We start from the raw sequence: 26,775 nt of genomic DNA, 5'->3' as shown, positions 1-26,775 counted from the left end.
GGGCCCTACACTTTTTGGGCTTTTCTGGCATAATCCGGCCCACTTTTTTCGCGGTAGTAGTGCACGACTTTCTACTACAAAACGTTTGGAGCACTCGGCCACTGGCCGACGGGGAACCTCATGACGCAAGCCAATAACGCCGTGTACACCGATCTGAGTGTTGATGATCTGGTTAAACAAGCCCTGAGTCGCGGTGAAGGCGAGCTTGCCGATACCGGCGCGCTGGTTGTTCGCACCGGTCACCGTACCGGCCGTTCGCCAGTCGATCGTTTCATCGTTGAAGAGCCGACCACCCAGGACGCTATTGCCTGGGGCCCGATCAACCGCAAGTTCCCGGCCGACAAGTTCGATGCCCTGTGGGCTCGCGTCGAGGCGTTCAACAACGCGCAAGAGCATTTCGTTTCCCACGTACACGTAGGTTCGGCTGAAGAGCACTACCTGGCCGTGAAAATGACTACCCAGACTGCCTGGCAGAACCTGTTCGGTCGTTGCCTGTTCATCAACCCGGCCCAGTACAACCCGGCCGGTCGTGAAGAGTGGCAAGTTCTGAACGTCGCCAACTTCGAGTGCGTGCCAGAGCGTGACGGCACCAACTCCGACGGTTGCGTGATCATCAACTTCGCGCAGAAAAAAGTGCTGCTCGCCGGCATGCGCTACGCCGGTGAAATGAAGAAAGCCATGTTCTCGGTGCAGAACTTCCTGCTGCCGGCCGCCGACGTGCTGCCAATGCACTGCGCCGCCAACATCGGCGAAGCGGGCGACGTGACCCTGTTCTTCGGTCTGTCCGGCACCGGCAAGACCACCCTGTCCGCCGACGAAAGCCGTTACCTGATCGGTGACGACGAACACGGCTGGGGCGAAGGCGTGGTGTTCAACATCGAAGGCGGTTGCTATGCCAAGTGCATCGACCTGTCCGAGAAGAACGAGCCGGTCATCTGGAAAGCCATCAAACACGGCGCAGTCCTGGAAAACGTTGTTATCGACGACGCCAAGCACGCCGACTACACCGATGTCAGCCTGACCCAGAACAGCCGTGCCGCCTACCCGCTGGAGCACGTAGCCAAGCGTTCCGAGAAGAACCTCGGTGGCGAGCCAAACGCGGTGATCTTCCTGACCTGCGACCTGACCGGCGTGCTGCCGCCAGTGTCGATCCTCAATGAAGAACAAGCGGCCTACCACTTCCTGTCCGGCTACACCGCACTGGTGGGCTCGACCGAAATGGGTTCCGGCAGCGGCATCAAGTCGACCTTCTCCACCTGCTTCGGCGCACCGTTCTTCCCGCGTCCGGCTGGCGAATACGCAGAACTGCTGATCAAGCGCATCCGCGGCTTCGGCTCCAAGGTTTACCTGGTCAACACCGGCTGGACCGGCGGCGGCTACGGCGTCGGCAAACGCTTCAACATCCCGACCACCCGCGGCGTGATCGCAGCGATCCAGAGCGGCGCGTTGATCGGTGCCGAGACTGAGCACCTGGACACCATCAACCTTGACGTGCCATTGGCTGTGCCGGGCGTTGAGACTGGCCTGCTGAACCCACGTAACACCTGGGCTGACAAGGCTGCTTACGATGAAGCTGCTAAAGCACTGGCCGGGTTGTTTGTCGAGAACTTCAAGAAGTTCGACGTGAGCGACGCGATCAAGGCTGCTGGGCCGAAGTTGTAAGAGTTGGTCTGATGCAATGAGAAAGCCGCCCTTTGGGGCGGCTTTTTTGTGAGCGCTGATTCAGTTCCCTTGAGGCAAAACTGGCAATATTCCCGCAGTAAACACGCTAAACAGCCAGAATAATTCCACTTCTGTTGATCAGATCCCCTCGACCCCTTCCACTTCCTGCGTATCCCATCGTTGTTTCTTGACTGCTTTGTAGAGCATCCCAATAGTCAGCGGCACTTTGTCGCCACGACCCTTCGCTCGGCGCTTGAGAAACACATCAAACCCTTCCGGTTGAAAATACCGATATGCGTCGTAGTCGACGAAATCGATGGCGAACTGTTCCTCCAGCGCTTCCATCAGCTGCCGCGCATCAGCGCCATCGCAACCCAGGTCAAAGTTGATCGAGGTGGTGAGACTGATGGTTTTGCGTTCGGGCAGGCCGAGTTCTTCGTGCAGCAACTGCATGAGCAGGTGCATGGCGTGATCGTCGGGGAAGTTGGGGGCGAGGATCATTACGGGGCATCCGGTTGGGCTTTGGAGGATCTTATTGGGCGTCGGATTCGTGGGGAAGGGCGCAAGCCCGATGGCAGCGGTTAAAACGTAAAGGATGTCTCCGGTTACTACCCAGGCAAGCCAGCTCCCACAGGGGCGCGGCTTGCCTGTTAGCGCGTGGTCAGGCTGGCGCTTTCCAGCCCAACATGCGTTGTTGGGCGACTTTCAGTAGGTCGCAGCCATCCTGGGTCAGCAAGAAGAGCGCGTGAGTGATGTGGGGGATGTCTTCGACATCAGCGTGTTTGAAGCAAACGCAGTGCAGGGTTTTGAGGAGATCACTGGAGGCTCGGATGCGCTGGAGGGCGGCTTCGAGGATGTCTTGCGGGTTGGCCTCTGTGTCGATGATCAGGGCGGGGTGTCGGTGAGGTTGGTTTGGAGTGGAAGGTAACGATCGTTGGTGAGCGGATTCCATGTCTTCATTGGTTTTAGCCTCAAATGCATCAGGAAGAACCGCCGCCACCGTGACCAAGCGATGGGAGGCGGACTGTGTTCGGGTTGGTCAACCGATGAGGCTCACATCCCGGCACGCCCGAGGGCGTCCCAAACACAGCCACCAATAGCGTGCAGGCACTTGAAGTGCCGGCAGCATACAACGGACGCGTAGATATGAGCCATTCGGGTGACCAAGCCCGAGCCGCTGATTTGGCAGCGACAGTCACGACTATAGGTTTGAGCCACCGGGCAGCGATAGGCGACAAGGTGTCTTCGGTTGTAGGACCGGGACGAAGCGTTGATAGGGCGTTGCCTACGGACTTATCTCTTTTGCAGTTTGTCTCGTTTGATTGCCATCAGGCGTTTGGCTTCTCCATCTGGAATGCTGGGGCGAGGGTCGTCGAGGCTGGCTTGTACTTGTGCTCTGAACCATGCGTCGCAGGCCGCTTTGTCTGTGTTTTTCATCAGACACACCGCGTTATCGTTCTTCGCGGGCAAGCCTCGCTCCTACAGGGGATCGTGGTCAGGGTCTCAAACCGCTGTGGTTTTCGGCAGGCGTTGCCGGGCGATTTCGAGTAGTTCGTTGCCATCCTGGGTCAGCAGGTACAACGCGTTGACGATATTGGGTATGTCTTTCGCGTCGGCCTGCTTGAAGCACAGGCAATAGAGTGTTTCGAGCAGGTCGCCAGCGGCGCGGATGCGTTGTCGGGCGGCATCGAGGATTTCGTGGGGATCGGCCTCGGTGTCGATGACCAACACGGGGGTATTGCTGTAGCTGGTTTTGAGCGGGCGATAGCGGTCTGTTAACGAGTGGCGCGTGTTCATCGAAGTCAGTCCTGTGGGAAGTCGGGCAGTCTCGCCGGCGGGCCGACACAGTGTTTTCAGCCGCGTCGAAAACTATAGAGGGCCACAGCGAGGCGTCGCAAGGTGGTGCAAGTGGACAGGTTTTGTAGGGGGTTTACCGGTGTTATCGCCCTTTGCCTACGCATCCCTCGACTATTTTTTAAGCTTTTCCCTTGGTGGTCGATATTCCTACGGGATTGTCAGGCTTAACGCATCCAGCCTCTGGAGGGTGCGCGCCAGAATGTGTAGGACGTTTCGAAGCGTCTGAGTCGACTCTTAAAGGGAATTAGGTATGCAATGGCTGCGTGTGGCCTCGATTTTATTGTTGTGGGCCGGTGTTTGTCGGATAGCGGGTGCTGCTGACGTCGGTCATTCGCTCGTCCTGGCCAACATGGAGCGAACCGGTTGGCCGGGTGCGCTGACCACCCAAGCGGACATCGACACCGCATCTCGCGCCGAGGTGTTAATGGTGGGCAAGGCATTGCTGGCCAGCGAAGCGTTGGATGAACAGGGGCTGAAACAGCGACTGGGCGTGCGGGCTGTGAAGCTCAAGTCGGTCAGGCAAGTGCGTGACGGGTTGTGGGATCGGTTGCTGATCACCTATCGCAGTGCCAGTCAGAACTGCGAGGACCAACTCTTCTGTCCTCGTGTGCGCAGGGTCGCCGATTTGCGTCAGCTGGCGGCGGCGTTTACGGGGGAAATAAGCCCGGCTTATGCGACGTGGGCGAGCAAGAGCCGGGTATTTCATGAACAGGCGCTGGATGAGCAGTTGCGGGTGGCGGTATTGGTGCCTTAGCTACCCGAGGTCAGTCGATCGACGACTAAGTCTGTGAGGCACTGTCCAGCGTTGTGGGCGCAGCGTAGAGGGGGTCGTCAGGGAGCTTCATGCACCCGTTCAGCAGCAGGGATGCAAAGATAAGGGCGACTGGAAAAAACAGAGTGTCAGGCATGATTGTTCCTTTGTGAGGATCCGCGTGCAGGCGTCCTGCCTTGATGAAAACTTCGCGGATAATGGTTTTCTCGGGGCGCACCTTACCGGCTGACAGGGGGCTGATGTCAGGGGGCAAAGTGCCTCGTTTGTTTCAATCTGTGGCGAAGGAATCGATGGGCCGACGCTGTATCATCCCGTATCGTTTTTGCCCCCGACCTTTTCTCGACTCGCTGCGTTCGCCGGCTAGGCTTTGGGCTTCGCAGCGGTCAACGGAGTGACAGCTTATGCACAACACCCTGGAACAGGTTTTCGGTTATCCACAGTTTCGGCCCGGCCAGGAGGCAGCGGTCAGCGCGGTACTGGCCGGACGTTCGGCGGCGGCGATTTTCCCTACCGGCTCGGGCAAATCCCTGTGCTATCAGTTACCGGCCATCCTACTGCCGCACCTGACGCTGGTGGTCTCGCCTCTGCTGGCGTTGATGCAGGATCATTTGGCGTTCTTGCAACGCCACGGCATCGCGGCGGGCAGCATCGATTCGGCCCAGAGTCGCGATGACGCCAGCGATGTGATGGCCCGGGCCAAGTCCGGTGAATTGAAGATTCTGATGATTTCCGTGGAGCGCCTGAAGAACGAGCGCTTTCGCCATTTTCTACAGCAGGTGCCGATCTCGCTGTTGGTGGTGGACGAGGCCCACTGCATCTCCGAGTGGGGTCACAACTTCCGCCCCGACTACCTCAAGCTGCCGGACTATCAGCGCCAGTTCAACATCCCTCAGGCGCTGCTGCTGACGGCCACCGCGACACCCAAGGTGATTGCCGACATGGAGGCCCGGTTCGCCATTGCGCCTGAGGATGTGGTGACCACCGGTTTCTACCGGCCCAATCTCAATCTGTTGGTGGAACCGGTGCGTGGCCAGGACAAGCGCCGCCGCCTGGTCGAGTGGATGAGCCAGCGTCCCGGCCAGCCCAGCATTGTCTACGTCACTCTGCAGAAGACCGCTGAGCACATCGCCGAACACCTGGGGCGCAACGGTATACAGGCAGAGGCCTATCACGCCGGTTTACCCCACGAGCAACGGGAAGCGATTCAGCGCCGGTTCATGGGTGGGCAGTCCAATTGCATCGTCGCCACCATTGCCTTCGGCATGGGCATCGACAAAAGCGATATCCGCAACGTGGTGCATTTCGACCTGCCCAAATCCATCGAAAACTACAGCCAGGAAATCGGCCGCGCCGGGCGTGACGGGCAGCCGTCCGATTGCCTGGTGCTGGCCAACCGCGACAGCCTCAATGTGCTGGAGAATTTCGTCTACGGCGACACACCGGAGCGGGACGGCATTCGTTGTGTGCTCGACGAGTTGCAAGCCGCAGCGCCCGAGGGGCAGTGGGAGTTTCTGCTGGGGCCTTTGGCCGATCAGAGCAACATCCGCCAGTTGCCGCTCAAGACCTTGCTGGTACAGCTGGAGTTGCGTGGGCTGATCGCTCCACGCTATGCCTATTACGCCGAATACCGCTTCAAGTATTTGCAGGAGCCGGAAGCGTTGCTGGCCCGTTTCGAGGGTGAGCGCAGGGACTTCGTCTCGGCGATCATCCAGACTTCCAGCCGCGCACGGACCTGGGCCACGGTGAATTTCGACGCACTGTATCAGCAGCATTCCGCCGAGCGCAGTCGAGTGGTCAAGGCACTTGATTACTTCCAGGAAAAGGGCTGGGTGGAGCTTGAAAGCAAGCAGATGACGGAGGTCTATAGCCTGCTGCAAGCCGACTTCGATTCCCAGGCCTTGAGCGCCGAATTGCACACCTACTTCACCCAGCACGAACGCACCGAGATTTCGCGGATTCATGCCATGCTGGATCTGTTCGCCGCCGACCACTGCCTGGGATATCGCCTGGCCGAGTACTTCGGCGACGAAAACGCGCCACAGCGATGCGGGCATTGTTCGGTGTGTCACGGCCACGTAGCGCGGTTACCCGAACCACCGGTATTGCCGGCGCTTGTGGATAAAAATTTCGAGGCGCTGTGCGGTGATTTTATCCACAGGCACCAGCAGCACACGGGAAGTGCTCCATCGGCGGAGCGCGTGACGCGGTTTTTGTGCGGGATCAGCGTGCCGTTGTTTACCAAGCTCAAGGCGCGGTCGATTCCTGGGTTTGCGGTGCTGGAAGATTATCCGTATGCCGAGGTCCGGACGTGGGCTGAGGCGAACCTCTAACCCGCGGGATCGGGACGCATCCATCCGCTGAATGTCGCCCATCACAGGAATAAACTTCAAAAACACGCATCGGCTGACTATGGTGAGGACTGTCTTTGGATCGCCAATAAGAGAACAACAACCATGAGCCAGACATCGTTCGATATTCAGCGCGCCGCCGTGATTGGCGCGGGCACCATGGGCCGGGGCATTGTTATGTGCCTGGCCAACGCCGGGGTGCCGGTGCAGTGGGTCGATAACAATCCGCAGATGCTTGAGCAGGCGCTGACCAGCGTGGCTGACACTTACGCCCACAGCGTGCGTCAGGGGCGGATCGATCAGACCGAGGCGGATGCGCGCATTGCACGGGTAACGACGGCTGCCGATTACGCAGCGATCCGCGATGTTGATCTGGTGATCGAAGCGGTCTACGAAAACCTCGAGCTGAAGCAGAAAATCTTCCGCGAACTCGACGGCCTGCTCAAACCTGAAGCGATTCTGGCCAGCAATACCTCGGCGCTGGATATCGACGCCATCGCCGCCGCCACTCGCCGCCCGCAGCAGGTCCTGGGCCTGCACTTCTTCAGCCCGGCGCACATCATGAAATTGCTGGAGATCGTACGCGGCGCCCAGACCGCTCCGGCGGTGCTTGATGCAGCCCTGGCACTGGGCCAGCGCATGGACAAGGTCAGCGTGGTCTCGGGCAACTGTCACGGTTTCATCGGCAACCGCATGCTGCATCCGTACGTGCTCGAAGCGCGCAAGATGCTGCTGGAGGGGGCGTTGCCTTATCAGGTGGATGCAGCGCTGCAAGGTTTTGGTTTCGCCATGGGGCCGTTCCGAATGTACGACGTGGTCGGCATTGACCTGGAGTGGCGCGCGCGGGAGCTGGCTGGCAAGGGCCAGGATGCGCCGGAGGTTCAGGTGGACAATCGTTTGTGCGAGCTCGGGCGTTTCGGTCAGAAGAGCGGCGACGGGTATTACCATTACGAGCCGGGCAGTCGTCAGGCTGAGCATGATGTGGAAGTCGATGCGCTGGTGCTGGAAGTCAGCGAAGGGTTGGGGTTCCAGCGGCGTGAGATAGGGTCAGAGGAGATTCTTGAGCGCAGCTTGCTGGCACTGGTCAATGAAGGGGCGAAGATCCTTCAGGAAGGCATTGCGGCGTCGGCGCACGACATCGATCTGGTGTACCTCAACGGTTATGGTTTCCCGACGGACAAGGGCGGGCCGATGGCCTGGGCGGATCAGCAAGGGCTGGACGATATTCATCTGCGGTTGTTGCAGCTTGAGACCAAACAGGGGGATCACTGGGCCCCGGCACGGTTGATTGGGGAGTTGGCGGCGCAGGGCAGAGGGTTTACCGACATGTGATTTAGGTAGTGCCTGTGACAGCGCCTTCGCAGTTTCACCTTAAACTGGCCATCCAACTCCAGGAACCGACGCTGATGTCCAACCCGATGCCCCATCGCACCGACTACCCCCATTTCCAGCCCATCACCACCCGCTGGCATGACAATGACGCCTACGGTCATGTCAATAACGTCACCTACTACAGTTTTTTCGATACGGCGGTGAACACCTACCTGATCGAAGTCGGCGGCCTGGATATCCATGACGGTGAGGTGGTGGGTTTTGTGGTGAGTTCGGCCTGCGATTACTTCGCGTCTATCGCCTTCCCGGATCGGATCGAGATTGGCCTGCGGGTCGGCAAGTTGGGCAGCAGTTCGGTGCAGTACGAGCTGGCGGTGTTCAAGGCTGGAGAAGATGAGGCCTGCGCGGCAGGGCGCTTCGTGCATGTATTCGTCGATCGGCTGTCGAATCAGCCGGTGGCGATTCCTGCCGGGTTGCGCGGGGCGTTGGAGCGACTGGCGATCTGAGGGCAAAAAAAATCGCAGCCCGAGGGCTGCGATTTTTCGATCTAACGGTCGACGAGGCGATTCAAGCCTCAGTCGTCATCGTGATAGCGATGGTGATGCTTGCGATGCCCATACGCATGGCCGCGACCCGGGTGACCACGGTAGTAGCGACGATCATCATCGTCATAACCACGACGATAGGAACGACGATCATCGTCGTCATTGCTGCTGTTGCCCATATGGTTACCCAGCGCGCCACCGAGGCCGCCGCCTGCTGCGGAGCCGATCAGGCTACCGGTGGTGCCGCCCATGCTGCGGCCGACCACGTTACCGCCAGCTGCGCCCAACGCACCGCCAATGGCGGCTTCGCCACGGCTGCGTCTGTCTGCGCCAACTGCGCTACCACCCGCGCCGCCCAGGGCCGCGCCAATGGTTGAACCTGTACTGCCGCCTAGTGATTGACCGACGACCGAGCCAAGAACCCCGCCCAATGCGCCGCCCACACCTGCTTCGGTGGTGCCGCCAGCAGACGCGAAGCCACTGACCAGGCCAAGGGACAACAAGAGAATCGAGGAGAACTTCATAGAGGAACCTCAAGGGGATGACGGCGCGATCCTGAGGCTGTGTCATGGTTGTGACAATAGAAATCCGACGAATAACACGACTTGAGCACATTTCTATAAGTTGCTGTTTTTTGGGCGGAACTTAAGTGTTTTTCGCCGGTCTTTAGCTACTTCTCAAAGGCCGTTTTCATATGAAAACGGCCTTTTTTGTGGGCGATTGGAAAGTACGGATCGGAAAAATTTGTTGAGTGGGCTACCGCCATCGCTGCGTCAAGCTGACTTGGCCATGATCAACCCGGTTTCACTCGCCGCCTCCAGCCGGATCGCCACAAACTTCGACGTCGGCGTATGGCTGCCATCCCCAGTGCTTTCCAACGGCACCAGCGGGTTCACTTCCGGATAGTACGCAGCCGCTTGCCCGGCAGGAATATCAAACGCCAGCAGGGTAAAACCCTTGACCCGCCGCTCACGGCCATCATCCCAGATCGATACGATGTCAGCCTTTTGCCCCGGTTTGAAGCCCAGGCGAATGATGTCGGCTTCATTGACGAACAACACATCCCGCTGACCTTTCACCCCGCGATAACGATCATCAAGACCATAAATGGTGGTGTTGTACTGATCGTGGGAGCGCATCGACTGCATGATCAGGTCCGGCAGTACGCCGGTGGCGCGGGTGCGTTCGTGCACCAGGTGTTTGGGCAGGATGTTCGGACGGAAATTGGCCCGACCTGATGGGGTATTCCAGCGACGTGCGCCGGCACTGCTGCCCAGGTAGAAACCGCCGGGGTTCTGGACTTTCTCGTTGAAGTCCCGAAAGCCCGGGATGGTGTCGGCGATCAGGTCGCGGATGCGGCTGTAATCAGCCACCAGCCAGTTCCAGTCCACCGGTTTGCTGCCCAGGGTCGCGGCGGCGATACCAGCGATGATTGCAGGCTCCGAGCGCATCAGGTTCGACAACGGTTGCAACTGACCGTTGGAGGCGTGGACCATGCTGAAGGAGTCTTCCACGGTCACCGCTTGGGCGCCTTCGGTCTGGATATCGATATCGGTGCGGCCCAGGCACGGCAGGATCAGCGCGTCTTTACCGTGGATCAAATGGCTGCGGTTGAGCTTGGTGCTGATCTGCACGGTCAGGTCGCAGTTGCTCAGGGCCTGGAAGGTCCGTGGGCTGTCCGGGGTGGCTTGGGCGAAGTTGCCGCCCAGGCCGATGAAAACTTTCGAACGGCCTTCGGCCATCGCGTGAATCGCCTCGATCACGTTGTGGCCGTTTTCGCGTGGCACCTTGAACTGGAAGCGCCGCTCCAGGGAGTCGAGGAATGCGGCCGGCGGGCGTTCGTTGATGCCCATTGTCCGGTCGCCCTGCACGTTACTGTGGCCGCGCACCGGGCACAGACCGGCACCCGGCCGGCCGATGTTGCCGCGCAGCAGCATCAGGTTGGCGATTTCCTGGATGGTCGCCACCGAATGGCGATGCTGGGTGATGCCCATCGCCCAGCACATGATCACGTTCTTGCCTTTGGCGTACATGCGCGCCGCTTGCTCGATTTCCACCAGGGGCAGGCCGGATTGCTCGACGATCTGCTCCCACGGGGTGTCGTCGACGATGCCGAGGTATTCCAGAACATTGACGCTGTGTTCATTGAGGAAGTCGTGGTCGAACACCGCAGGCTCACCCGCCTTCTGCGCATCGCGCTCCCATTGCAGCAGGAACTTGGCCATGCCGCGCATGATCGCCATGTCGCCGCCCAATGCCGGACGGAAGTACGCGGTGTTGGTCGGTTTGTCGCCGTTGGTGAGCATTTCGATCGGGTGTTGCGGGTGCTGGAAGCGTTCCAGGCCGCGCTCTTTCAGCGGGTTGATGCACACCACCTGCGCACCGCGTTTCACCGCTTCGCGCAGTGGCTCGAGCATCCGCGGGTGGTTGGTGCCAGGGTTCTGGCCCCAGACGAAAATCGCATCGGCGTGTTCGAAGTCGTCGAAGGTCACCGTGCCTTTGCCGACGCCAACGCTCTGCGCCAATGCCACACCGCTGGCTTCGTGGCACATGTTCGAGCAGTCGGGGAAATTGTTGGTGCCATAGGCGCGCACGAACAATTGATAGAGGAACGCCGCTTCGTTGCTGGCACGGCCCGAGGTGTAGAACTCGGCCTGATTCGGGCTCGACAGCCCTTGCAAGTGTTTGCCGATCAGGGCGAATGCGGCTTCCCAGCTGATCGGTTTGTAACGATCGGTTTCGGCGTCGTAGCTCAGCGGCTCGGTCAGACGGCCCTGGTACTCGAGCCAATAATCACTTTGTTCCAGCAACGAGCTAACGCTGTGCTTGGCGAAAAACGCGCCATCGACACGCCGTTTGGTCGCTTCCCAGTTCACTGCTTTGGCGCCGTTCTCGCAGAACATCACCATGCCGCCTTCCTGGGAATCGCCCCAGGCGCAACCGGGGCAATCGAACCCGCCGTTCTTGTTGGTCTTGAGCATCATGCGCAGATTTTTCAACGCGTTGTCGCTGGTCAACCAGGCCCGGGCGACGCTGGCCAGCGCGCCCCAGCCACCGGCCGCACCCTTATAGGGCTTGTAACGTGGAACAGGTTTCTGGTCGGCTTGTTGGTGTTGACTCACGCTTGATTCTCCAACGCAGGGCTGTAGACCCTTGGTGCACTTTTCTGAGGTAGGTGGATGAGATTGAGGTTGTGTCGACGGGCCCATTGCACGGCCAGGCCCGTGGGCGATGACAGGCTGACCAGGGTCTGGATGCCGGCACGTAAAACTTTCTGGATCAATTCGAGGCTGCAACGGCTGGTGACAATCGCCAGACCATCGGTGGTCGGGATTTTCTGGCGGATCAACCCGCCAATCAGCTTGTCGAGGGCGTTGTGTCGGCCGATGTCTTCACGGCCCAGCAGCAATTCGCCTTTGCCATTCATGAACACCGCCGCATGCACCGCGCCGCAATGCTGGCCCAAAGGCTGGAATTCGCCGATGCGATGGCGCAGGCCGTCCAGCCATTCGGCGGGGGGCAGCGGGGCGCCGGGCAGCACCTTGAGATCGGGCAGCGCTTGCTCCACCGCTTCCACGCCACAGAGCCCGCAACCGCTGGTGCCGGCCAGTTGCCGGCGCTGCTGCTTGAGGTTCCAGAAGGCGCGGTTGGCGATGGTCACTTGCGCGTATTGCGCCGAACCCGAGCCGCTGAGTTGCAGGTCATAGATGTCTGAAGCGTCGTCGATGATGCCGCTGCCGAGGCTGAAGCCGACGATGAAGTCTTCAAGGTCTGTCGGCGTCACCAACATGACGGCCTGGCTGATGCCGTTGTAGGCGATCGCCAACGCGACTTCCTCAGCCAGCGCGGTGCTGGATGATTCGGAGTATTCGAGGTTGCAGTAACTGTATGTCTGGCTTGCGGCGGGCGCGGGCGTTTCGAGAGCGGGCGCCGCGCAGCCGGGGCGCTTGGCGTTCATTAGGCATCACCGACGGTTTGGTCAGCTTTAAGCCTAGGCGCGTCAACATGTCGCGTCTAATCGCTATTACTGATCTACCGATAGATGGCGTCGATCAAGAGTCTGTCAGTGATTTCTGATAGATCGCAAAACAGGCTTCTGCCAAGGCCGAACGCGGAGCGCTGCGACGCATGATCAGCCCCAGCCGGGCGAGGGTCTGGGCGCTTTCGATGGGTTGCAGGCGCAAGTGATCGGTGAGGTTTTCGAGGCCGCTGTTCAGCGGCATCACCGCGCAGCACAGGCCACCGTGTACCGCTTGTAACAATTGGTGGACTGCATCGGTTTGCAGCAACGGTTGTGGGGTCAGGCCACGGCTGTGGAAGTTATGGTCGATGGACTGGCGAAAGTGCATGCCGCTGGTGAGCATGCCCATGGGCAGTTCGATCAGCGACTCCCAGCTCAGCGGCACCTCGCCGAAACTGAAGAAGCGTTGATCGTAGAGCAGGCCCATGCGGGTTTCGCTGAACGCCAGGGAGTCGAAGCGCTCGCCGTCCAGATGCTCCAGGTACGATACGCCGAGGTCGAGACGGTTACTCGCCAGTTGTTCAAGGATCTGTTCGGAACTCAGGGCCGAGAGTTCGAACCGCAGGTTCGGGTGTGCGGCATGCAGGCGTTGCATCAGCGGCACCGGGTCGAAACTCGACAGCGGCACCACCCCCAGACGCAACGTACCCACGAGGTTGCCGCGACAGGCCGCCGCTTCGGCCTGCAAACCGTCGTAGGCCGCCAGCACCGTACGCGCCCATGCCAGCACGCGCTCACCCGGCGCCGTGAAACCTTCGAAGCGTTGGCCGCGATTGACCAGCGGCAGCTCGAGTTCTTCCTCAAGGCTGCGCAGGCGCATGGACAAGGTCGGCTGAGTGATGTGACAGCGCGCGGCGGCCTGGCCGAAGTGTCGGGTTTCGTCGAGAGCGATGAGGAATTTCAGCTGCTTGATGTCCATCTTCGCTCCAGGGCGCCGGCAAGGTTTGCGATTCTACCGCCTGCGCGGGGTTGGGTCATTGGTCGGCTGGGAGCCGGTCTTCAAACGACTGGTCTAGTCTTGGGCGTCTGGAACCCAAATCCCAAGGAGCGTGCACCATGAGTATTTTTAGCTTTGTGAAAGAAGCAGGTGAAAAACTTATTGATCTGCTGACACCCGGCAATGCCAACGCCAGCGAGCAGCTGAAGGCACACATCAGCAAGGTCGGCTTGGGTAACCCGAATGTTCAGGCGACCATCGATGGCGACAAAGTCACCGTCACCGGTGAAGTGGCAAGCCAGGAAGAGAAGGAGAAAATTCTGTTGGCCGTGGGCAATATTGCCGGTGTCGGTAGTGTCGATGACCAGATCACCGTAACGGGGCCGGTTGCCAAGGCAGCGCAGTTCGTCACCGTTAAAAAGGGCGACACCCTCAGCGCGATTTCCAAGGCGGCATACGGCGACGCGAACAAGTACAACAAAATCTTTGAAGCCAACAAACCAATGCTTTCGCACCCGGACAAGATCTATCCGGGGCAGGTGTTGCGGATTCCTGAATAACACAGAACCTGTGGCGAGGGAGCTTGCTCCCGCTCGGCTGCGCAGCAGTCGCAATCTGGCCAATGCACCTTTCTGAAGGAACTCAGCCAGATTGGGAGAGCTTCGCACTCCAGCGGGAGCAAGCTCCCTCGCCACAACGACCGCGTCAGACTCTAAAGCCCTGCGATGAGCTCCCGATAATCCCCCACCGCCGCAAACTCTGCCGTGTCCTTCGGCCCTTTGCGACTGTCCGGCTCGCTCACGGCCAGCAGGTGCGCCACCCCGAAATTGCGTGCGCTGCGCAGGATCGGCAGGGTGTCGTCGATGAACAGGCAGCGTGCCGGGTCGAAGCCGATATCGGCCTGCAAGGCATCCCAGAACTGCGGGTCTTCTTTGGCGAAACCGTAATCGTGAGAGCTGATCAAGCGCTCGAAATACGGCGCCAGTTCAATTCTTTCCAGTTTCAATGACAACGAGTCGCGGTGGGCGTTGGTGATCAGTACCACGCGCTTGCCGGCCTGTTTGATCGCGGCCAGAAAAGTGTCCGCATCCGGACGCAAGGCGATCAGGTGCGCGGTTTCCAGTTTCAGTTCGCGCACCGACAACTTCAGTTCGGCGCTCCAGAAGTCCAGGCAATACCACTGCAACTGACCGGCATGGCGCTCGAACAGTGGCTGCAATTCCAGCTCCGCCATGGCCAGGCTCACCCCGTGCAACTCGGCATAACGCTTTGGCAGGTGTTCCAGCCAGAAATGGTTGTCGTAGTGCAGGTCCAGCAGCGTGCCGTCCATATCCAGCAGAACGGTATCGATGTCGCGCCAGGGCAGCAGGGACATAAAAAACTTCTCCAGCGGTAAAAAAGATATCCGAGGTAAACAATCAGGGTAGGCCGGGTATAGTAACGCGTTCACGCCAAGGAGCTTCTCATGCGCCAGAAACCCACCATACTCGCCCGCGAGATCGTCGCCACCAGCCGATTATTCTGTGTCGAAGAGCTGAAACTGCGCTTTTCCAATGGCGTGGAACGCACTTACGAGCGATTGGTCGGTAAAGGCGCTGGTTATGGTGCGGTGATGATCGTGGCGATGCTCGACGCGGACCACGCCGTGTTGGTGGAGGAATACTGCGGTGGCACCGATGCCTACGAATTGTCCCTGCCCAAAGGCTTGATCGAGCCGGGCGAAGACGTGCTGGCGGCGGCCGAGCGGGAGCTCAAGGAAGAGGCCGGGTATGGCGCGCGGCAACTGGAGCACCTGACCGAGTTGTCGTTGTCACCTGGCTACATGAGCCAGAAAATCCAGGTGGTGCTGGCCACCGATTTGTACGAAGAACGCCTGGAGGGTGACGAGCCCGAGCCGATGGGGATGGACAAGATCAACCTGCGGGAATTGTCGGCGTTGGCGCAGAACCCGCGATTCACCGAGGGCCGTGCCTTGGCGGCGCTGTATCTGGCCCGTGATCTGTTGACTCAGCGTGGGGTGTTCCTGCCATGAAGTTGAATTTTCCCCATCCGTTGATGGCACCGGTGGTAGAACTGGCATTGAAGGCTGGCGAGGCGATCCTGCCGTTCTGGCGCGTCAACGTTGCTGTGACGGCAAAGTCCGATGATTCCCCGGTCACAGCTGCCGACATGGCCGCTCACCATGTGATTCTGGCCGGGTTGACGGCGCTGGACCCGACTATTCCGGTGCTGTCCGAAGAGGATGCCAACATCCCCCAGAGCGTGCGTGCCGGCTGGCAGCGTTGGTGGTTGGTCGACCCTCTGGACGGCACTAAGGAGTTCATCTCCGGCAGCGAAGAGTTCACCGTGAACATTGCGCTGATCGAGCAGGGGCGTGTGGTGTTTGGCGTGGTGTCGATGCCGACCAGCGGGCGTTTTTATGTTGGCGGTGACAGGTTGGGAGCCTGGCGTGGCGATAAAGGCGCCGAGCCAATGCCGATCCAGGTTCGCGAGGTGCCGGCGGCGGGTGAAGCCTTCACGGTGGTCGCCAGTCGTCGGCATTCAAGCCCTGAGCAGGAGCGCTTACTGGCGGGGTTGAGTGACAGTCTGGGCGAGCTGCAACTGGCGAATATCGGCAGCTCACTGAAGTTTTGCCTACTGGCGGAAGGGGCGGCGGATTGTTATCCGCGATTGGCGCCGACTTCGCAGTGGGACACGGCCGCGGCTCAAGGTGTGCTGGAAGGCGCCGGCGGTGAGGTGCTGGATTTGAGCGGCGCGCCGTTCTGTTATCCGGCGCGGGAATCGTTGCTGAATGAGTTCTTCCTGGCGCTGCCGGCTAAAGCGGCTTGGCGGGAGAAACTATTGGCGCTCGCTCGGGCGTAAAGATCAAGAGATCGCAGCCTCGTTTCACTCGACAGCTCCTACAGGGGGCGCGCTTCTCTGTAGGAGCTGTCGAGTGCAACGAGGCTGCGATCTTTTAAGATCGTTTGCTTTACCGGTGAAGGACGTATTGCCCGGTAAACCTCACCGCATCCTCTTCACTCCCGGCATTCACGATCCGCGAATGCAGCGTCAACCGCGCCCGCCCATAGCGTCGATACATCGCCAGGAACTTCCTCCACACTGCCGGGTTCGGTGCCTGACAGATCGCCGTCGCGTCCATGGTGACCGGCAGCGGGTAGTTGATCTGCCCTTCCTGAATCACGATGTGCCCGTCTTCGATACCTTCTTCACGTAAACGCAAATGCAGCCAGCCCCAGCCGGCCAGCACCGCGCCGCAATACAGGCTGCCACCGAACATGGTGCTCTTGTGATTGACGTTGGGCTCCAGCGGCAGATGCAGGCGCAGTTGTTGGTCATGCCAGTCGAGCACTTTGAGGCCCATGTCCCGCGTGAGGGGGATGTCGCGATAGAGGATCGATTCCAGGTGACGACTGTCGCGGTTCATTCGCGGGCCTTTTGTTTGATAGGGATGATTTTACGGTAGCTCAATCGAGGTCGTCGGTATGGCTGCTGGTGCCGCCATCGGCGAAGTTCAGGCCATGCTTGCGCAGCTTGTCGTGCAGGGTTTTGCGCGGAATGCCGAGCGCTTCGGCGAGGCTGCGCACGGAGCTGTGCGAGCGCGCCAGTTCGGCGGCAATCAGGCTCTTCTCGAAGTTCTCGACTTGCTCGCTCAAGCCGCCGCTGACCACTTCAACCGTGGTGCCGACACCGCCATCCGGTGCGCTGCTGTCCAGTGCCAGCTCCAGGCCCAGGGCAAAGCGCTCGGCGGCGTTCTGCAGTTCCCGCACGTTACCTGGCCAGCTGTGACGCAGCAGCAGCGCCCGTTGCCCCGGTTGCAGTTCGTGGGGCGGCAAGCCGTGGCGGGCGCTGGCTTCGTCAGCGAAATGCTGGAACAGCACCAGCGCATCTTCGCCCCGTTCGCGCAACGGCGGAATGCGCAACGGCGCAACGTTCAGGCGGTAATACAAGTCGGCACGGAAGCGCCCCTGATCGGCGGATTGCCGCAGGTCTTCCTTGGTCGCGGCGATGATGCGGATGTCCAGCGGGATCAACTGATTGCCGCCCAGGCGTTCGACGACTCGCTCTTGCAGCAAGCGCAGCAATTTCACCTGCACGTCCAGGCTCATGCTTTCGATTTCATCGAGGAACAACGTGCCGCCGTTGGCGAATTCGAACTTGCCGATGCGGCGCTTTTGCGCGCCGGTAAACGCGCCGGGTTCGTGACCGAACAACTCGCTTTCCACCACCGACTCGGCCAGGGCCCCGGCGTTGATTGCCACGAACGGGCCGTTACGCCGACTCGACAAGTCGTGCAGCGCGCGGGCCACCACTTCTTTGCCTGCACCGGTTTCACCGAGAATCAGCACGTCAGCCTTGGTCGCCGCCAGTGCCCCGATCTGCTCGCGCAGGCGCAGCATCGGCGCCGATTGCCCGACCAGTCGGGCGCTGAGTTCGTTGCGATCGCTCAGGGCCAGCCGCAGGCTGCGGTTGTCCAGTACCAGACGGCGCAGGGCCAGGGCGCGACGTACGCTGTCGAGCAGGGCGTCACTGGCGAAAGGTTTTTCCAGAAAGTCATAAGCCCCGGCGCGCATGGCCTGCACCGCCAGGGGGACATCGCCGTGGCCGGTGATCAGCAGCACGGGCAGCTCCGGATCCTGGGCGTGGAGTTCGGTCAGCAGTTCGAGGCCGTCCATGCCCGGCATGCGGATGTCACTGACCACAACGCCTGGCCAGTCGCGTTCCAGTTGCCCGGCCAGGCCCTTGGCTTCAGCAAGCGGCAGGATCTTCAGGCCGGCCAGGTCCAGGGTCTGGCTCAGGGCCTGACGCAGGTGGGGATCGTCGTCGATCAACACGACCTGGATGCGGTTGTCGATGGTCATGCACTTCGGTCCTCGGACGGTTGCAGGCTCACACCCGGCGCGCCTGCGCGCAGCTTCAGGGTAATCAGGGCGCCGCCTTCCTTATGGTTGGAGAACGACAGTTCACCACCGAAGGCGCGCATCAGGGTGTCGCAGATCGCCAGCCCCAGCCCAAGTCCCTGAGTGCGGGTCTTGGTGGTGTAGAAGGGCTCGCCGGCACGACCCAGCGCTTCCAGGCAGAACCCGGGGCCGTTATCGCGAATGTACAGAGTGACGCCGTCGGCGGTGGATTGGGCACTCAACCAGAGTTTACGCGGCGGGCCTTTTTCCGTCAGGGCATCGAGCGCATTGGCCAGCAGATTGCCGAGTACCTGGCGCAGACGGGTTTCTCCAGCCTCGACCCACAGGGTGGCGGCCGGCAGGTCGCGGATCAGCTCGACTTCCATGCTGCGCCGACGCTTGGCCAGTAACGCCAGGGCGTCGTCCAGCGCCGGTTGCAGGGCCACGCTTTCCGGGGCATGGCGATCACGTCGGGCGAAGGCGCGCAGGTGGGCGATGATCGACGCCATGCGCCCGGTCAGCTCGCTGATCAGCTTGAGGTTGCCGCGAGCATCCTCGGTGCGCTGATGATCGAGCAGCACTTCGGCGTTTTCCGCGTAGCTGCGGATGGCCGCCAGCGGTTGGTTGAGTTCATGGCTGATACTCGCCGACATTGTTCCCAGCGCCGAGAGCTTGCCGGCCTGTACCAGATCATCCTGAGCGCGTACCAGTTCTTGCTGGGCGTGTTCGCGCTCCAGCACTTCCTGTTTCAGTCGACGGTTGAGGCCCTCAAGGTCGCTGGTCCGTTCGGCGACCCGGCCTTCGAGTTCCTGGCGGGTCTTGGCTTCGAAGGCGATCCGCTCCAGGTAATGGCGTCGGCGTTGCATCATCAGGCCAAGCAGCAGCATCAATACCAGCAGCGTTGCGCCGCCGATGGCCACAACTGTGCGCACGGGGCGGTCGATCAGGGTGCGTGGAGCAAGGATACTGACACTCCAGCCGGTTTCTTCGATCTGCCGGGTTTGGGTCAGCCAGGCATTGGGGTCGAGACTCAACGGCTTTGGATCGCGGGTCGGATAGGGTTGAATCGCGGCGACGGCCTTGTTCTCCTCATCACTCAATGGACGGGTCGAGCGGAAACGCCATTCTGGCCGCGATGTGAGGATGACCACACCGTTGTGGTCGGTGACCAGCAGTTGTTCCGGGGTTTTGCCCCAGAGGCTTTCGGTGTGATCGAGGTCAACCTTGACCACCAACACGCCGATGATTTTTTCACGATCGTGTACCGCCGCAGCGAAGAAGTAACCGCGCTTGGCCGAGGTGGTGCCCAGGCCAAAGAAGCGCCCCAGGCGCCCGGCCATGGCTTCACTGAAATATGGACGGAAAGAGAAATTGCGGCCGACGAAGCTGTCGTGTTTGTCCCAGTTGGAGGCCGCCAGTGTCTTGCCGGTGGTGTCCATCAGGTACATGACTTCGGCGCCGGTCTGGGCACTGATGTGTTTCAACAGACGATTGGCATTGCCTTGAATCACGCCCTCGTCGGGGGCGCCCAACGTCGCACGCAGGGCGGGCAGGTCGCCGAGAATCTGCGGCAGCACTTCATAGCGGTGCAGGGTACCCAACAGGTTGGCGACGTAGAGGTCGAGGGTCTGACGGTTCTGCCCGGCCAGCTCGCTGCGGTAATAACGCTCGGCCAGATGCTCCAGCGGCCACAGCAAGGGTGCCAGGCACAACGCAAGCAGTGCCAGGCTGCGCCAGCGGGGTCTGCGGGGGAGGGTCGGTGTCATGAGCATCAAGCGCCTGTGGGGACAGACGCATTATGCCTAGGGTCTGTTGACGTTTGGTAGCAACGCGGTTCGCTACCAAACCTCAACAGACCCTAGGCTTGCGGGCGCAGTCTGCGCACCCTGGATCAAGTGCATGCTGGCGCTGAAAATTCAGACGGCAATTCAGGAGAAGACTTCAGCGTCCTTGAAGAACGCGGCGGCCTGATCCTTGGCGGACAGCTGCGGTGCCTCGTCCAGCTGCCAGTCGATGCCCAAGTCCGGGTCGTCCCAGCGAATGCTGCGTTCAGCCGACGGGGTGTAGTAGTCGGTGGTTTTGTAGAGGAATTCAGCGAAATCGCTCAGCACCACGAAACCATGGGCAAAACCTTCTGGTACCCAGAGCTGGCGATGGTTGTCGGCGGACAGGCGCACCGCGACCCATTTGCCGAAATGCGGCGAGCTGCGGCGAATGTCCACGGCCACGTCCAGCACTTCACCGGCGGTGACGCGGACCAGTTTGCCCTGAGTGTTTTCCAGCTGGTAGTGCAAGCCGCGCAGTACGCCTTTTTGCGAGCGGGAATGGTTGTCCTGCACGAATCGGGTGTTCAGGCCGGTTGCTTCTTCGAAAGCCTTGGCGTTGAAGCTTTCATAGAAGAAGCCGCGCTCATCACCAAATACCTTGGGCTCGATGATCAGAACACCTGGCAGGTCGGTGGTGACTACATTCATGGTGTTTCTCCAGCAATAGGCGTTGATGGGCGACATTCTTACGCAAAGTGCCGGCAGGCGCGAGTGGGACGGTGAAGAGAGTTGCTCACGCATTGATTCGGGCCAATCAGGGAAGGGGGGTTGCGTATCGCACCCGGCAGTGGCGATATAAGCGCCTAATAAAATTTCAGGGGGCGTTGTATGCCGCTCGCCACGTTGATTCACCGCGCCAGTCTGCCCAGCCCGCAAGTGTCCGCGGCGCAAGCGCTTGAGTTGCTGGAAGAACATTACGGGCTGAGCGGACGGTTGCAGGCTCTTGGAAGCCAGCAGGATCTCAACTACCGCGTCGACAGCGAGCAGGGGCGTTTCGTCCTGAAAATCTGCCGTGGTGATTATTCGGTGCTGGAGCTGCAAGCCCAGCACGCAGGGCTCAAGCGCTTGGTCGAACATCCCGGCGTGAAGGTGCCGCGAGTGATCCCGGCCAAAAATGGTAAAGACCTGCTCTCCCTGGAGGTCGGCGGTCAAGCGGTGCATGTACGTCTGCTCGATTACATCGACGGCCAGTCCCTGACGCACCTCGACCATCTGAGCCAGGCCGTGGTCGCCGGTTTCGGTCGGCTCTGCGGCGAGATGGACCTGGCGCTGGCCGGCTTCGACCATCCTGGCCTTGAGCGCACCCTTCAATGGGACGCCCGCCACGCCAACGCGTTGATCGCGCATTTGCTGCCGGTGATCAAGGATGATCAGCAACGCAAGCTGATTGCTGAAGCGGCCGAGCAGGCCGAGCGCCATTTGCAGCCCTTGGTGGATAAGCTGCCGGTGCAGGCGATTCACATGGACATCACCGACGACAACGTGGTCTGGCAGCGAGATGCGCAGCGCCAATGGCAGTTGCAGGGTGTCATCGATTTCGGCGACCTGGTCCGAACCTGGCGGATCACCGATCTGTCGGTGACCTGTGCCGCGCTGCTGCACCATGCCGATGGCGATCCGTTCTACATCTTGCCGGCGGTTCGGGCCTATCACGCGATCAATCCGCTGCAACATGAAGAACTGCTGGCGCTCTGGCCGCTGATCGTTGCGCGTTCGGCGGTGTTGGTGCTGAGTGGCGAACAGCAGGTCACCATTGATCCGGGCAATGAGTACAGTCGCGACAACCTGACCCATGAGTGGGAAGTTTTCCGCGTGGCCACATCGGTGCCGCTGGCGTTGATGGAGGCGGCGATTCTTGCTGCGGTTGGTCAAGGCCTGCCGAGCATCGGCAGCGAAAGCTTTGCGCCCTTGTTGCCGAGTCTGGTGGGGCGTGAGTTTGCGTTGATCGATCTGGGCGTGCTCAGCCCGCATTTCGAAGCGGGTAACTGGGAGCAAGAGGGGATCGACCAGCGTCTGTTGACCGAAGCTGCTGCGGCTCATGGTCTGGCGGCCAGTCGTTATGGGCAATATCGTCTGTCTCGCACCCAACCGGACAGCGCCACTGAACCGGCCACTTGCCCTCTGCATGTCGAGTTGCGAGTGCCCCATGGCACGGCGGTCGAATCGCCGTTTGCCGGAACGGTTCACCAGCCGGCAGTGGGTGTGCTGCAACTGGATGGTCCACAACTGAGTTTACGGCTGTGGGGTGTGACACCGTCGTTGCACGCGGGCGCAGCATTGGTCAAAGGCCAGGTGCTGGGCTCTGTCAGCGGAGCGTTGATCGTACAGTTGTGCCGCAGTGCTCAGCTCGACGCACCGTTGTTTTGCACACCTTCGCGCGCCGCCGCCTGGCAAGCGTTGTGCCCGTCACCGGCGGCGTTGCTGGGGCTGGCCTGCGATGCAGAAGAAGAACTCGACCCGCAAATCTTGCTGGCCCGCCGCGATGCCAGTTTCGCCCGATCCCAGAAGCATTATTACGTCGACCCGCCGCGCATCGAGCGGGGCTGGCGCAATCACCTGATCGACATGCAGGGCCGCTCCTACCTCGACATGCTCAATAACGTTGCAGTGTTGGGGCACGGTCATCCGCGCATGGCCGCCGTCGCCGGCCGTCAATGGTCGTTGCTCAACACCAACTCGCGTTTTCACTACGCAGCGATTGCCGAGTTTTCCGAGCGCTTGTTGAAGTTGGCACCGGACAACATGGACCGGGTATTCCTGGTCAACAGCGGCACCGAGGCCAATGACCTGGCGATTCGCCTGGCCTGGGCCTACAGCGGCGGCCGCGACATGCTCAGTGTGCTGGAGGCGTATCACGGCTGGTCGGTGGCGGCGGATGCGGTCTCGACCTCGATTGCCGACAACCCCAAGGCCTTGAGCAGCCGTCCCGATTGGGTGCACCCGGTGACCGCACCGAACACCTATCGCGGCGAATTCCGTGGCCCGGACAGCGCGCCGGACTACGTGCGCAGCGTCGAACACAACCTGGCGAAAATCGCCGGGCAGAAACGCCAACTCGCCGGTTTCATCTGCGAGCCGGTGTATGGCAATGCCGGCGGCATCTCGCTACCGCCGGGCTATTTGAAGCAGGTCTATGCGCTGGTCCGTGCTCAGGGTGGGGTGTGCATCGCCGATGAGGTGCAGGTCGGTTACGGCCGCATGGGTAAATTTTTCTGGGGTTTCGAAGAGCAGGGCGTGGTGCCCGACATCATCACCATGGCCAAAGGCATGGGTAACGGCCAGCCGTTGGGTGCCGTCATTACCCGTCGGGAGATTGCCGAAGCGCTGGAGGCCGAGGGTTATTTCTTCTCGTCCGCTGGCGGCAGCCCGGTCAGTTGCCGGATCGGCATGGCGGTGCTGGATGTGATGGAAGAAGAAAAACTCTGGGAAAACGCCCAGGTCGTGGGCGGGTACTTCAAGGAACGTCTTGAAGCCCTGATCGACCGGCATCCGTTGGTGGGAGCGGTGCACGGTTCCGGCTTTTATCTGGGCGTGGAGTTGGTCCGCAATCGCGAAACCCTTGAGCCGGCGACCGAAGAAACCACGGCGTTGTGCGATCGCCTTCGTGAGTTGGGGATTTTCATGCAGCCGACGGGTGATTACCTGAACATCCTCAAGATCAAACCACCGATGGTCACGTCGCGGCAGAGTGTGGACTTCTTTGTGGACATGCTGTCGAAGGTGCTGGGCGAAGGTTTGTAGGCAGCTCGCAGAGGTTGCAAATATCGATTGTTATCGGGAATTTTTGAGGTTATTTAGAGGCGGTGGATATTTATTGCTTTTAAAGCCGATTTTTATCGGCTATAAAGTCGCCACTGCCCACGGTGTGGACGAACCACGCCCGGTGATTCCCGTTCTGTCATCGATCGATGCCACACTGACCCTCAAGCACTTGCCCAGGAGATGATTCATGAGTCGTATCGTTACCGTCGCCGCCACCCAGATGGCTTGTTCCTGGGACCTTGAAGCCAACATCGAGACCGCTGAGAAGCTGGTCCGTGAGGCAGCGGCCAAAGGTGCGCAAATCATCCTGATCCAGGAACTGTTCGAGGCTCCGTACTTCTGCCAGAAGCCGAACCCGGACTACCTGCAACTGGCCACAACGGTAGAAGACAACGTCGCCATCAAGCACTTCCAGAAAGTCGCCAAGGAACTGCAAGTGGTGCTGCCGATCAGCTTCTACGAATTGGCCGGACGCGCGCGTTTCAACAGCATCGCGATCATCGATGCCGACGGCAGCAACCTCGGGATTTATCGTAAAAGCCACATCCCGGATGGCCCTGGCTACCACGAAAAGTACTACTTCAACCCGGGCGATACCGGTTTCAAAGTGTGGAACACCCGTTACGCGAAAATCGGCGTGGGCATCTGCTGGGATCAGTGGTTCCCTGAGTGCGCCCGCAGCATGGCGCTGCAAGGCGCGGAAATCCTGTTCTACCCGACTGCCATCGGCAGCGAGCCGCACGACAAGACCATTTCGTCCCGCGACCACTGGCAGCGCGTGCAGCAGGGCCATGCCGGCGCCAACCTGATGCCGCTGATCGCCAGCAACCGCATCGGTAACGAAGAGCAGGACGGCTACGATATTACCTTCTACGGCTCGTCGTTCATCGCCAACCAGTTTGGCGAGAAGGTCCAAGAGCTGAACGAAACCGAAGAAGGCATTCTGGTTCACAGCTTCGACCTCGATGAGCTGGAGCACATTCGCAGCGCCTGGGGTTCGTTCCGTGACCGTCGTCCGAACCTGTACGGCGCGATTAAAACCCTCGACGGTTCCCTGGAGTCCTGAAGCCATGACCACGTTGAACAGCACCCCTCGCGCCGACGGCTTTTACATGCCTGCCGAGTGGGCACCCCAAACCCAGACCTGGATGGTCTGGCCCGAGCGCCCGGACAACTGGCGCCTGGGTGGCAAACCGGCGCAAGCCGCGCACGTTGCAGTGGCCAAGGCCATCGCGCGTTTCGAACCGGTGACCGTGGCGGTCTCCGCTGGCCAGTACGAAAATGCCCGCGCCCGTCTCGACGTGCCGAATATTCGTGTGGTGGAGATGTCCAGCGATGACGCCTGGGTCCGGGATACCGGCCCGACGTTCGTCATCAATGACAGCGGCGAAGTCCGTGGCGTGGATTGGGACTTCAATGCCTGGGGTGGTTTCGACGGTGGTTTGTATTCGCCGTGGAACCGTGACTCGCAGGTGGCGGGCAAGATCCTCGAAATCGAGCGCAGCCCGCGCTACCGCACCGAGGGTTTTGTGCTCGAAGGCGGCTCGATTCATGTCGATGGCGAAGGCACCCTGATCACCACCGAAGAGTGCCTGCTCAACCGCAATCGCAATCCGCACATGAGCCGTGAGCAAATCGAAGCGGTGCTCAGCGCAAACCTGGCTGTGGATAAGATCATCTGGCTGCCGGACGGCTTGTTCAACGACGAAACCGACGGCCATGTGGATAACTTCTGCTGCTATGTGCGTCCGGGTGAAGTGCTGCTGGCCTGGACCGACGACCCGCAGGACCCGAACTACCCGCGCTGCCAGGCGGCCATGAACGTGCTGCAAAACAGCACCGATGCCAAGGGGCGCTCGTTCACGGTGCACAAAATGCCGATTCCGGGGCCGCTGTATGCGACCGAAGAAGAGTGCGCCGGTGTGGACCCGGTGGACGGCACTCAGGAGCGCAATCCGACCGTGCGCCTGGCCGGCTCTTATGTGAACTTCCTGATCGTCAACGGTGGCATCATCGCGCCAAGCTTCGACGACCCACTGGACGGGCCGGCCAAAGAGATTTTGCAGAGCTTGTTTCCGCAACACGAAGTGGTCATGGTGCCTGGTCGCGAACTGTTACTTGGGGGCGGTAACATCCATTGCCTTACCCAACAACAGCCCGCTCCACACAAGGAGTGAGTGAGGACGTAACAGCTTGAGTTGATTGAAAAATCGATTGAGCAACGATTTTGGCCTCCTTATCTCGCAGAAAGCCCGCAGCCCATCAGGACTTCGGGCTTTTTTGTATCTACTTATCGACACTTCGAAAACATTGGCATAGCTCTTGTATCTTCGATGGCGCAACACGGGGAGGGAGAGAACTTCGATGTTCTGTCATAAACCTTGGATAAGTTAGCCGCTCACAAACCAGGAGAGAGCGCTGAGATGAACGCCGAAATGAACGTAGTGGGCGAGCGGGCACTGCATCCCCTGGCAGTTAACAGCGAATCGCTTCAAGTCCTGGCACAGTGGTTGAAGTCCAATGGAACGCGTCAGATCAGAGAACCTGATCCGCGCCGGATGATGATCGAGCGCTATCCCGCTGGTTTATTCAGCGAGGCGGAACTGGAAGCATTGTGGGATGTGATGGAAGGATAAGAAGAAAAACAACGGATGGATAAAAGCGCTGCCGGGAAGGCGGCGCTTTTTTATGCCCGTCGCAAAAGTGGGTGCCTGCAAGATCGGTGGGTGCCCGTTAAGGGGCATTCGACCGATTCTTGAAACAGACTGAAATCGATTCCGGCGTTTTTCCAAAACGATCTGAGTATTAGTCT

The 26,775-nt window shown here is 60.2% G+C and carries 24 protein-coding genes and 1 pseudogene; 12 read left to right on the top strand and 13 right to left on the bottom strand.

Annotated elements, in window-relative coordinates:
- Window positions 1–120 precede the first annotated feature (120 nt).
- Window positions 121–1,662, top strand: coding sequence for a phosphoenolpyruvate carboxykinase (locus tag AC07V0_RS05930; protein WP_019581745.1), 1,542 nt, complete (start codon window positions 121–123; stop codon window positions 1,660–1,662).
- Window positions 1,663–1,800: 138 nt separating this feature from the next.
- Here AC07V0_RS05930 and AC07V0_RS05925 read toward each other — a convergent pair whose 3' ends face one another.
- From AC07V0_RS05925 to AC07V0_RS05910, 4 genes and pseudogenes are all read right to left on the bottom strand, one after another.
- On the bottom strand, window positions 1,801–2,163 hold the full coding sequence (locus AC07V0_RS05925) for a DUF1493 family protein (RefSeq protein ID WP_086944160.1): 363 nt from the start codon (window positions 2,161–2,163) through the stop codon (window positions 1,801–1,803).
- Window positions 2,164–2,323: 160 nt separating this feature from the next.
- Window positions 2,324–2,622, bottom strand: a pseudogene (locus AC07V0_RS05920) (hypothetical protein).
- A 333-nt stretch (window positions 2,623–2,955) separates the two neighbouring features.
- Window positions 2,956–3,099, bottom strand: a complete 144-nt coding sequence (locus AC07V0_RS05915) for an antitoxin PaaA2 family protein (protein ID WP_258612955.1) — start codon at window positions 3,097–3,099, stop codon at window positions 2,956–2,958.
- Between the two features lie 66 nt (window positions 3,100–3,165).
- Complete coding sequence (locus AC07V0_RS05910; RefSeq protein WP_018929310.1) at window positions 3,166–3,459, bottom strand: hypothetical protein; 294 nt, start codon at window positions 3,457–3,459, stop codon at window positions 3,166–3,168.
- A 310-nt stretch (window positions 3,460–3,769) separates the two neighbouring features.
- On the opposite strand from AC07V0_RS05910, the gene AC07V0_RS05905 reads away from it, so the two are divergent.
- The 4 genes from AC07V0_RS05905 (at window position 3,770) to AC07V0_RS05890 (ending at window position 8,477) form a co-directional block, all read left to right on the top strand.
- Window positions 3,770–4,273 (top strand): polysaccharide deacetylase, encoded by a 504-nt coding sequence (locus AC07V0_RS05905; RefSeq protein WP_305410794.1) that lies wholly within the window; start codon window positions 3,770–3,772, stop codon window positions 4,271–4,273.
- A 419-nt stretch (window positions 4,274–4,692) separates the two neighbouring features.
- Window positions 4,693–6,621, top strand: coding sequence for a RecQ family ATP-dependent DNA helicase (locus AC07V0_RS05900; RefSeq protein ID WP_495019503.1), 1,929 nt, complete (start codon window positions 4,693–4,695; stop codon window positions 6,619–6,621).
- A gap of 123 nt (window positions 6,622–6,744) precedes the next feature.
- Window positions 6,745–7,971 carry a 3-hydroxyacyl-CoA dehydrogenase gene (locus tag AC07V0_RS05895; protein ID WP_495019502.1) on the top strand — a complete coding sequence of 409 codons (1,227 nt, stop codon included), beginning with the start codon at window positions 6,745–6,747 and terminating at the stop codon, window positions 7,969–7,971.
- 74 nt (window positions 7,972–8,045) lie between these two features.
- The gene (locus AC07V0_RS05890) at window positions 8,046–8,477 is read left to right on the top strand and encodes an acyl-CoA thioesterase (RefSeq protein ID WP_018929305.1); all 432 of its coding nucleotides are present in this window, start codon (window positions 8,046–8,048) and stop codon (window positions 8,475–8,477) included.
- Window positions 8,478–8,545: 68 nt separating this feature from the next.
- Here the strand turns inward: AC07V0_RS05890 and AC07V0_RS05885 are convergent, their stop codons facing one another.
- The 4 genes from AC07V0_RS05885 to AC07V0_RS05870 form a co-directional block, all read right to left on the bottom strand.
- A complete protein-coding gene (locus AC07V0_RS05885) occupies window positions 8,546–9,040 on the bottom strand; it encodes a glycine zipper domain-containing protein (RefSeq protein ID WP_018929304.1) in 495 nt (164 codons plus the stop codon).
- A 249-nt stretch (window positions 9,041–9,289) separates the two neighbouring features.
- Entirely contained in the window at window positions 9,290–11,638 is a 2,349-nt protein-coding gene (locus AC07V0_RS05880) for an FdhF/YdeP family oxidoreductase (protein WP_111453966.1), read from the bottom strand.
- A complete protein-coding gene (fdhD, locus tag AC07V0_RS05875; protein WP_086944155.1) occupies window positions 11,635–12,474 on the bottom strand; it encodes a formate dehydrogenase accessory sulfurtransferase FdhD in 840 nt (279 codons plus the stop codon). The genes AC07V0_RS05880 and fdhD overlap by 4 nt, the downstream gene beginning before the upstream one ends.
- 94 nt (window positions 12,475–12,568) lie before the next feature.
- Window positions 12,569–13,456, bottom strand: a complete 888-nt coding sequence (locus AC07V0_RS05870; protein ID WP_495019501.1) for a LysR family transcriptional regulator — start codon at window positions 13,454–13,456, stop codon at window positions 12,569–12,571.
- Window positions 13,457–13,593: 137 nt separating this feature from the next.
- Between AC07V0_RS05870 and lysM the strand changes: the two genes are divergently transcribed.
- Window positions 13,594–14,034: a peptidoglycan-binding protein LysM gene (lysM, locus tag AC07V0_RS05865; protein ID WP_018929300.1), complete on the top strand. Its 441-nt coding sequence runs from the start codon at window positions 13,594–13,596 to the stop codon at window positions 14,032–14,034.
- A 152-nt stretch (window positions 14,035–14,186) separates the two neighbouring features.
- On the opposite strand, the gene yrfG is transcribed toward lysM, so the two are convergent.
- Complete coding sequence (yrfG, locus tag AC07V0_RS05860) at window positions 14,187–14,849, bottom strand: GMP/IMP nucleotidase (protein ID WP_007939517.1); 663 nt, start codon at window positions 14,847–14,849, stop codon at window positions 14,187–14,189.
- Between the two features lie 90 nt (window positions 14,850–14,939).
- Between yrfG and nudE the strand changes: the two genes are divergently transcribed.
- Together nudE and cysQ are read left to right on the top strand one after the other, a co-directional pair.
- A complete protein-coding gene (gene nudE, locus AC07V0_RS05855) occupies window positions 14,940–15,506 on the top strand; it encodes an ADP compounds hydrolase NudE (RefSeq protein ID WP_018929298.1) in 567 nt (188 codons plus the stop codon).
- Window positions 15,503–16,336, top strand: a complete 834-nt coding sequence (gene cysQ / locus AC07V0_RS05850) for a 3'(2'),5'-bisphosphate nucleotidase CysQ (protein WP_064615857.1) — start codon at window positions 15,503–15,505, stop codon at window positions 16,334–16,336. The genes nudE and cysQ overlap by 4 nt, the downstream gene beginning before the upstream one ends.
- 109 nt (window positions 16,337–16,445) lie before the next feature.
- Here cysQ and AC07V0_RS05845 read toward each other — a convergent pair whose 3' ends face one another.
- The 4 genes from AC07V0_RS05845 to rfbC form a co-directional block, all read right to left on the bottom strand.
- On the bottom strand, window positions 16,446–16,901 hold the full coding sequence (locus tag AC07V0_RS05845) for a thioesterase domain-containing protein (RefSeq protein WP_064615859.1): 456 nt from the start codon (window positions 16,899–16,901) through the stop codon (window positions 16,446–16,448).
- Window positions 16,902–16,941: 40 nt separating this feature from the next.
- Window positions 16,942–18,336 carry a sigma-54-dependent transcriptional regulator gene (locus AC07V0_RS05840; protein WP_064615860.1) on the bottom strand — a complete coding sequence of 465 codons (1,395 nt, stop codon included), beginning with the start codon at window positions 18,334–18,336 and terminating at the stop codon, window positions 16,942–16,944.
- Window positions 18,333–20,141 carry a sensor histidine kinase gene (locus AC07V0_RS05835; RefSeq protein ID WP_018929294.1) on the bottom strand — a complete coding sequence of 603 codons (1,809 nt, stop codon included), beginning with the start codon at window positions 20,139–20,141 and terminating at the stop codon, window positions 18,333–18,335. Before AC07V0_RS05835 ends, AC07V0_RS05840 begins: the two co-directional genes overlap by 4 nt.
- 162 nt (window positions 20,142–20,303) lie before the next feature.
- A complete protein-coding gene (rfbC, locus tag AC07V0_RS05830) occupies window positions 20,304–20,849 on the bottom strand; it encodes a dTDP-4-dehydrorhamnose 3,5-epimerase (RefSeq protein ID WP_064615862.1) in 546 nt (181 codons plus the stop codon).
- 180 nt (window positions 20,850–21,029) lie between these two features.
- Here rfbC and AC07V0_RS05825 point away from each other — a divergent pair, with 180 nt between their 5' ends.
- The 4 genes from AC07V0_RS05825 (at window position 21,030) to AC07V0_RS05810 (ending at window position 26,599) form a co-directional block, all read left to right on the top strand.
- Complete coding sequence (locus AC07V0_RS05825) at window positions 21,030–23,942, top strand: aminotransferase (protein WP_495019500.1); 2,913 nt, start codon at window positions 21,030–21,032, stop codon at window positions 23,940–23,942.
- 208 nt (window positions 23,943–24,150) lie between these two features.
- Complete coding sequence (gene aguB / locus AC07V0_RS05820) at window positions 24,151–25,029, top strand: N-carbamoylputrescine amidase (protein ID WP_008068730.1); 879 nt, start codon at window positions 24,151–24,153, stop codon at window positions 25,027–25,029.
- Between the two features lie 4 nt (window positions 25,030–25,033).
- Window positions 25,034–26,140 carry an agmatine deiminase gene (gene aguA, locus AC07V0_RS05815; RefSeq protein WP_495019499.1) on the top strand — a complete coding sequence of 369 codons (1,107 nt, stop codon included), beginning with the start codon at window positions 25,034–25,036 and terminating at the stop codon, window positions 26,138–26,140.
- A 246-nt stretch (window positions 26,141–26,386) separates the two neighbouring features.
- Complete coding sequence (locus AC07V0_RS05810) at window positions 26,387–26,599, top strand: hypothetical protein (protein ID WP_018929289.1); 213 nt, start codon at window positions 26,387–26,389, stop codon at window positions 26,597–26,599.
- Window positions 26,600–26,775 lie beyond the last annotated feature (176 nt).

Source organism: Pseudomonas sp. GW821-FHT01E10 (assembly GCF_059422365.1).
The sequence above is the reverse complement of the archived record's forward strand: the minus strand, read 5'-3'. Positions and strand labels throughout refer to the sequence as shown.

Excerpts from the sequence above, each read along its gene's own strand:
- nudE (WP_018929298.1), top strand. The coding sequence starts at position 14,940 with ATGCGCCAGAAACCCACCATACTCGCCCGCGAGATCGTCGCCACCAGC.
- rfbC (WP_064615862.1), bottom strand. The coding sequence starts at position 20,849 with ATGAATGTAGTCACCACCGACCTGCCAGGTGTTCTGATCATCGAGCCC.
- AC07V0_RS05905 (WP_305410794.1), top strand. The coding sequence starts at position 3,770 with ATGCAATGGCTGCGTGTGGCCTCGATTTTATTGTTGTGGGCCGGTGTT.
- fdhD (WP_086944155.1), bottom strand. The coding sequence starts at position 12,474 with ATGAACGCCAAGCGCCCCGGCTGCGCGGCGCCCGCTCTCGAAACGCCC.
- aguA (WP_495019499.1), top strand. The coding sequence starts at position 25,034 with ATGACCACGTTGAACAGCACCCCTCGCGCCGACGGCTTTTACATGCCT.
- AC07V0_RS05890 (WP_018929305.1), top strand. The coding sequence starts at position 8,046 with ATGTCCAACCCGATGCCCCATCGCACCGACTACCCCCATTTCCAGCCC.
- yrfG (WP_007939517.1), bottom strand. The coding sequence starts at position 14,849 with ATGTCCCTGCTGCCCTGGCGCGACATCGATACCGTTCTGCTGGATATG.
- AC07V0_RS05915 (WP_258612955.1), bottom strand. The coding sequence starts at position 3,099 with ATGAAAAACACAGACAAAGCGGCCTGCGACGCATGGTTCAGAGCACAA.
- lysM (WP_018929300.1), top strand. The coding sequence starts at position 13,594 with ATGAGTATTTTTAGCTTTGTGAAAGAAGCAGGTGAAAAACTTATTGAT.
- AC07V0_RS05910 (WP_018929310.1), bottom strand. The coding sequence starts at position 3,459 with ATGAACACGCGCCACTCGTTAACAGACCGCTATCGCCCGCTCAAAACC.
- AC07V0_RS05900 (WP_495019503.1), top strand. The coding sequence starts at position 4,693 with ATGCACAACACCCTGGAACAGGTTTTCGGTTATCCACAGTTTCGGCCC.
- AC07V0_RS05835 (WP_018929294.1), bottom strand. The coding sequence starts at position 20,141 with ATGACACCGACCCTCCCCCGCAGACCCCGCTGGCGCAGCCTGGCACTG.
- AC07V0_RS05925 (WP_086944160.1), bottom strand. The coding sequence starts at position 2,163 with ATGATCCTCGCCCCCAACTTCCCCGACGATCACGCCATGCACCTGCTC.
- AC07V0_RS05810 (WP_018929289.1), top strand. The coding sequence starts at position 26,387 with ATGAACGCCGAAATGAACGTAGTGGGCGAGCGGGCACTGCATCCCCTG.
- AC07V0_RS05885 (WP_018929304.1), bottom strand. The coding sequence starts at position 9,040 with ATGAAGTTCTCCTCGATTCTCTTGTTGTCCCTTGGCCTGGTCAGTGGC.
- AC07V0_RS05930 (WP_019581745.1), top strand. The coding sequence starts at position 121 with ATGACGCAAGCCAATAACGCCGTGTACACCGATCTGAGTGTTGATGAT.
- AC07V0_RS05895 (WP_495019502.1), top strand. The coding sequence starts at position 6,745 with ATGAGCCAGACATCGTTCGATATTCAGCGCGCCGCCGTGATTGGCGCG.
- aguB (WP_008068730.1), top strand. The coding sequence starts at position 24,151 with ATGAGTCGTATCGTTACCGTCGCCGCCACCCAGATGGCTTGTTCCTGG.
- AC07V0_RS05825 (WP_495019500.1), top strand. The coding sequence starts at position 21,030 with ATGCCGCTCGCCACGTTGATTCACCGCGCCAGTCTGCCCAGCCCGCAA.
- AC07V0_RS05845 (WP_064615859.1), bottom strand. The coding sequence starts at position 16,901 with ATGAACCGCGACAGTCGTCACCTGGAATCGATCCTCTATCGCGACATC.
- AC07V0_RS05870 (WP_495019501.1), bottom strand. The coding sequence starts at position 13,456 with ATGGACATCAAGCAGCTGAAATTCCTCATCGCTCTCGACGAAACCCGA.
- cysQ (WP_064615857.1), top strand. The coding sequence starts at position 15,503 with ATGAAGTTGAATTTTCCCCATCCGTTGATGGCACCGGTGGTAGAACTG.
- AC07V0_RS05840 (WP_064615860.1), bottom strand. The coding sequence starts at position 18,336 with ATGACCATCGACAACCGCATCCAGGTCGTGTTGATCGACGACGATCCC.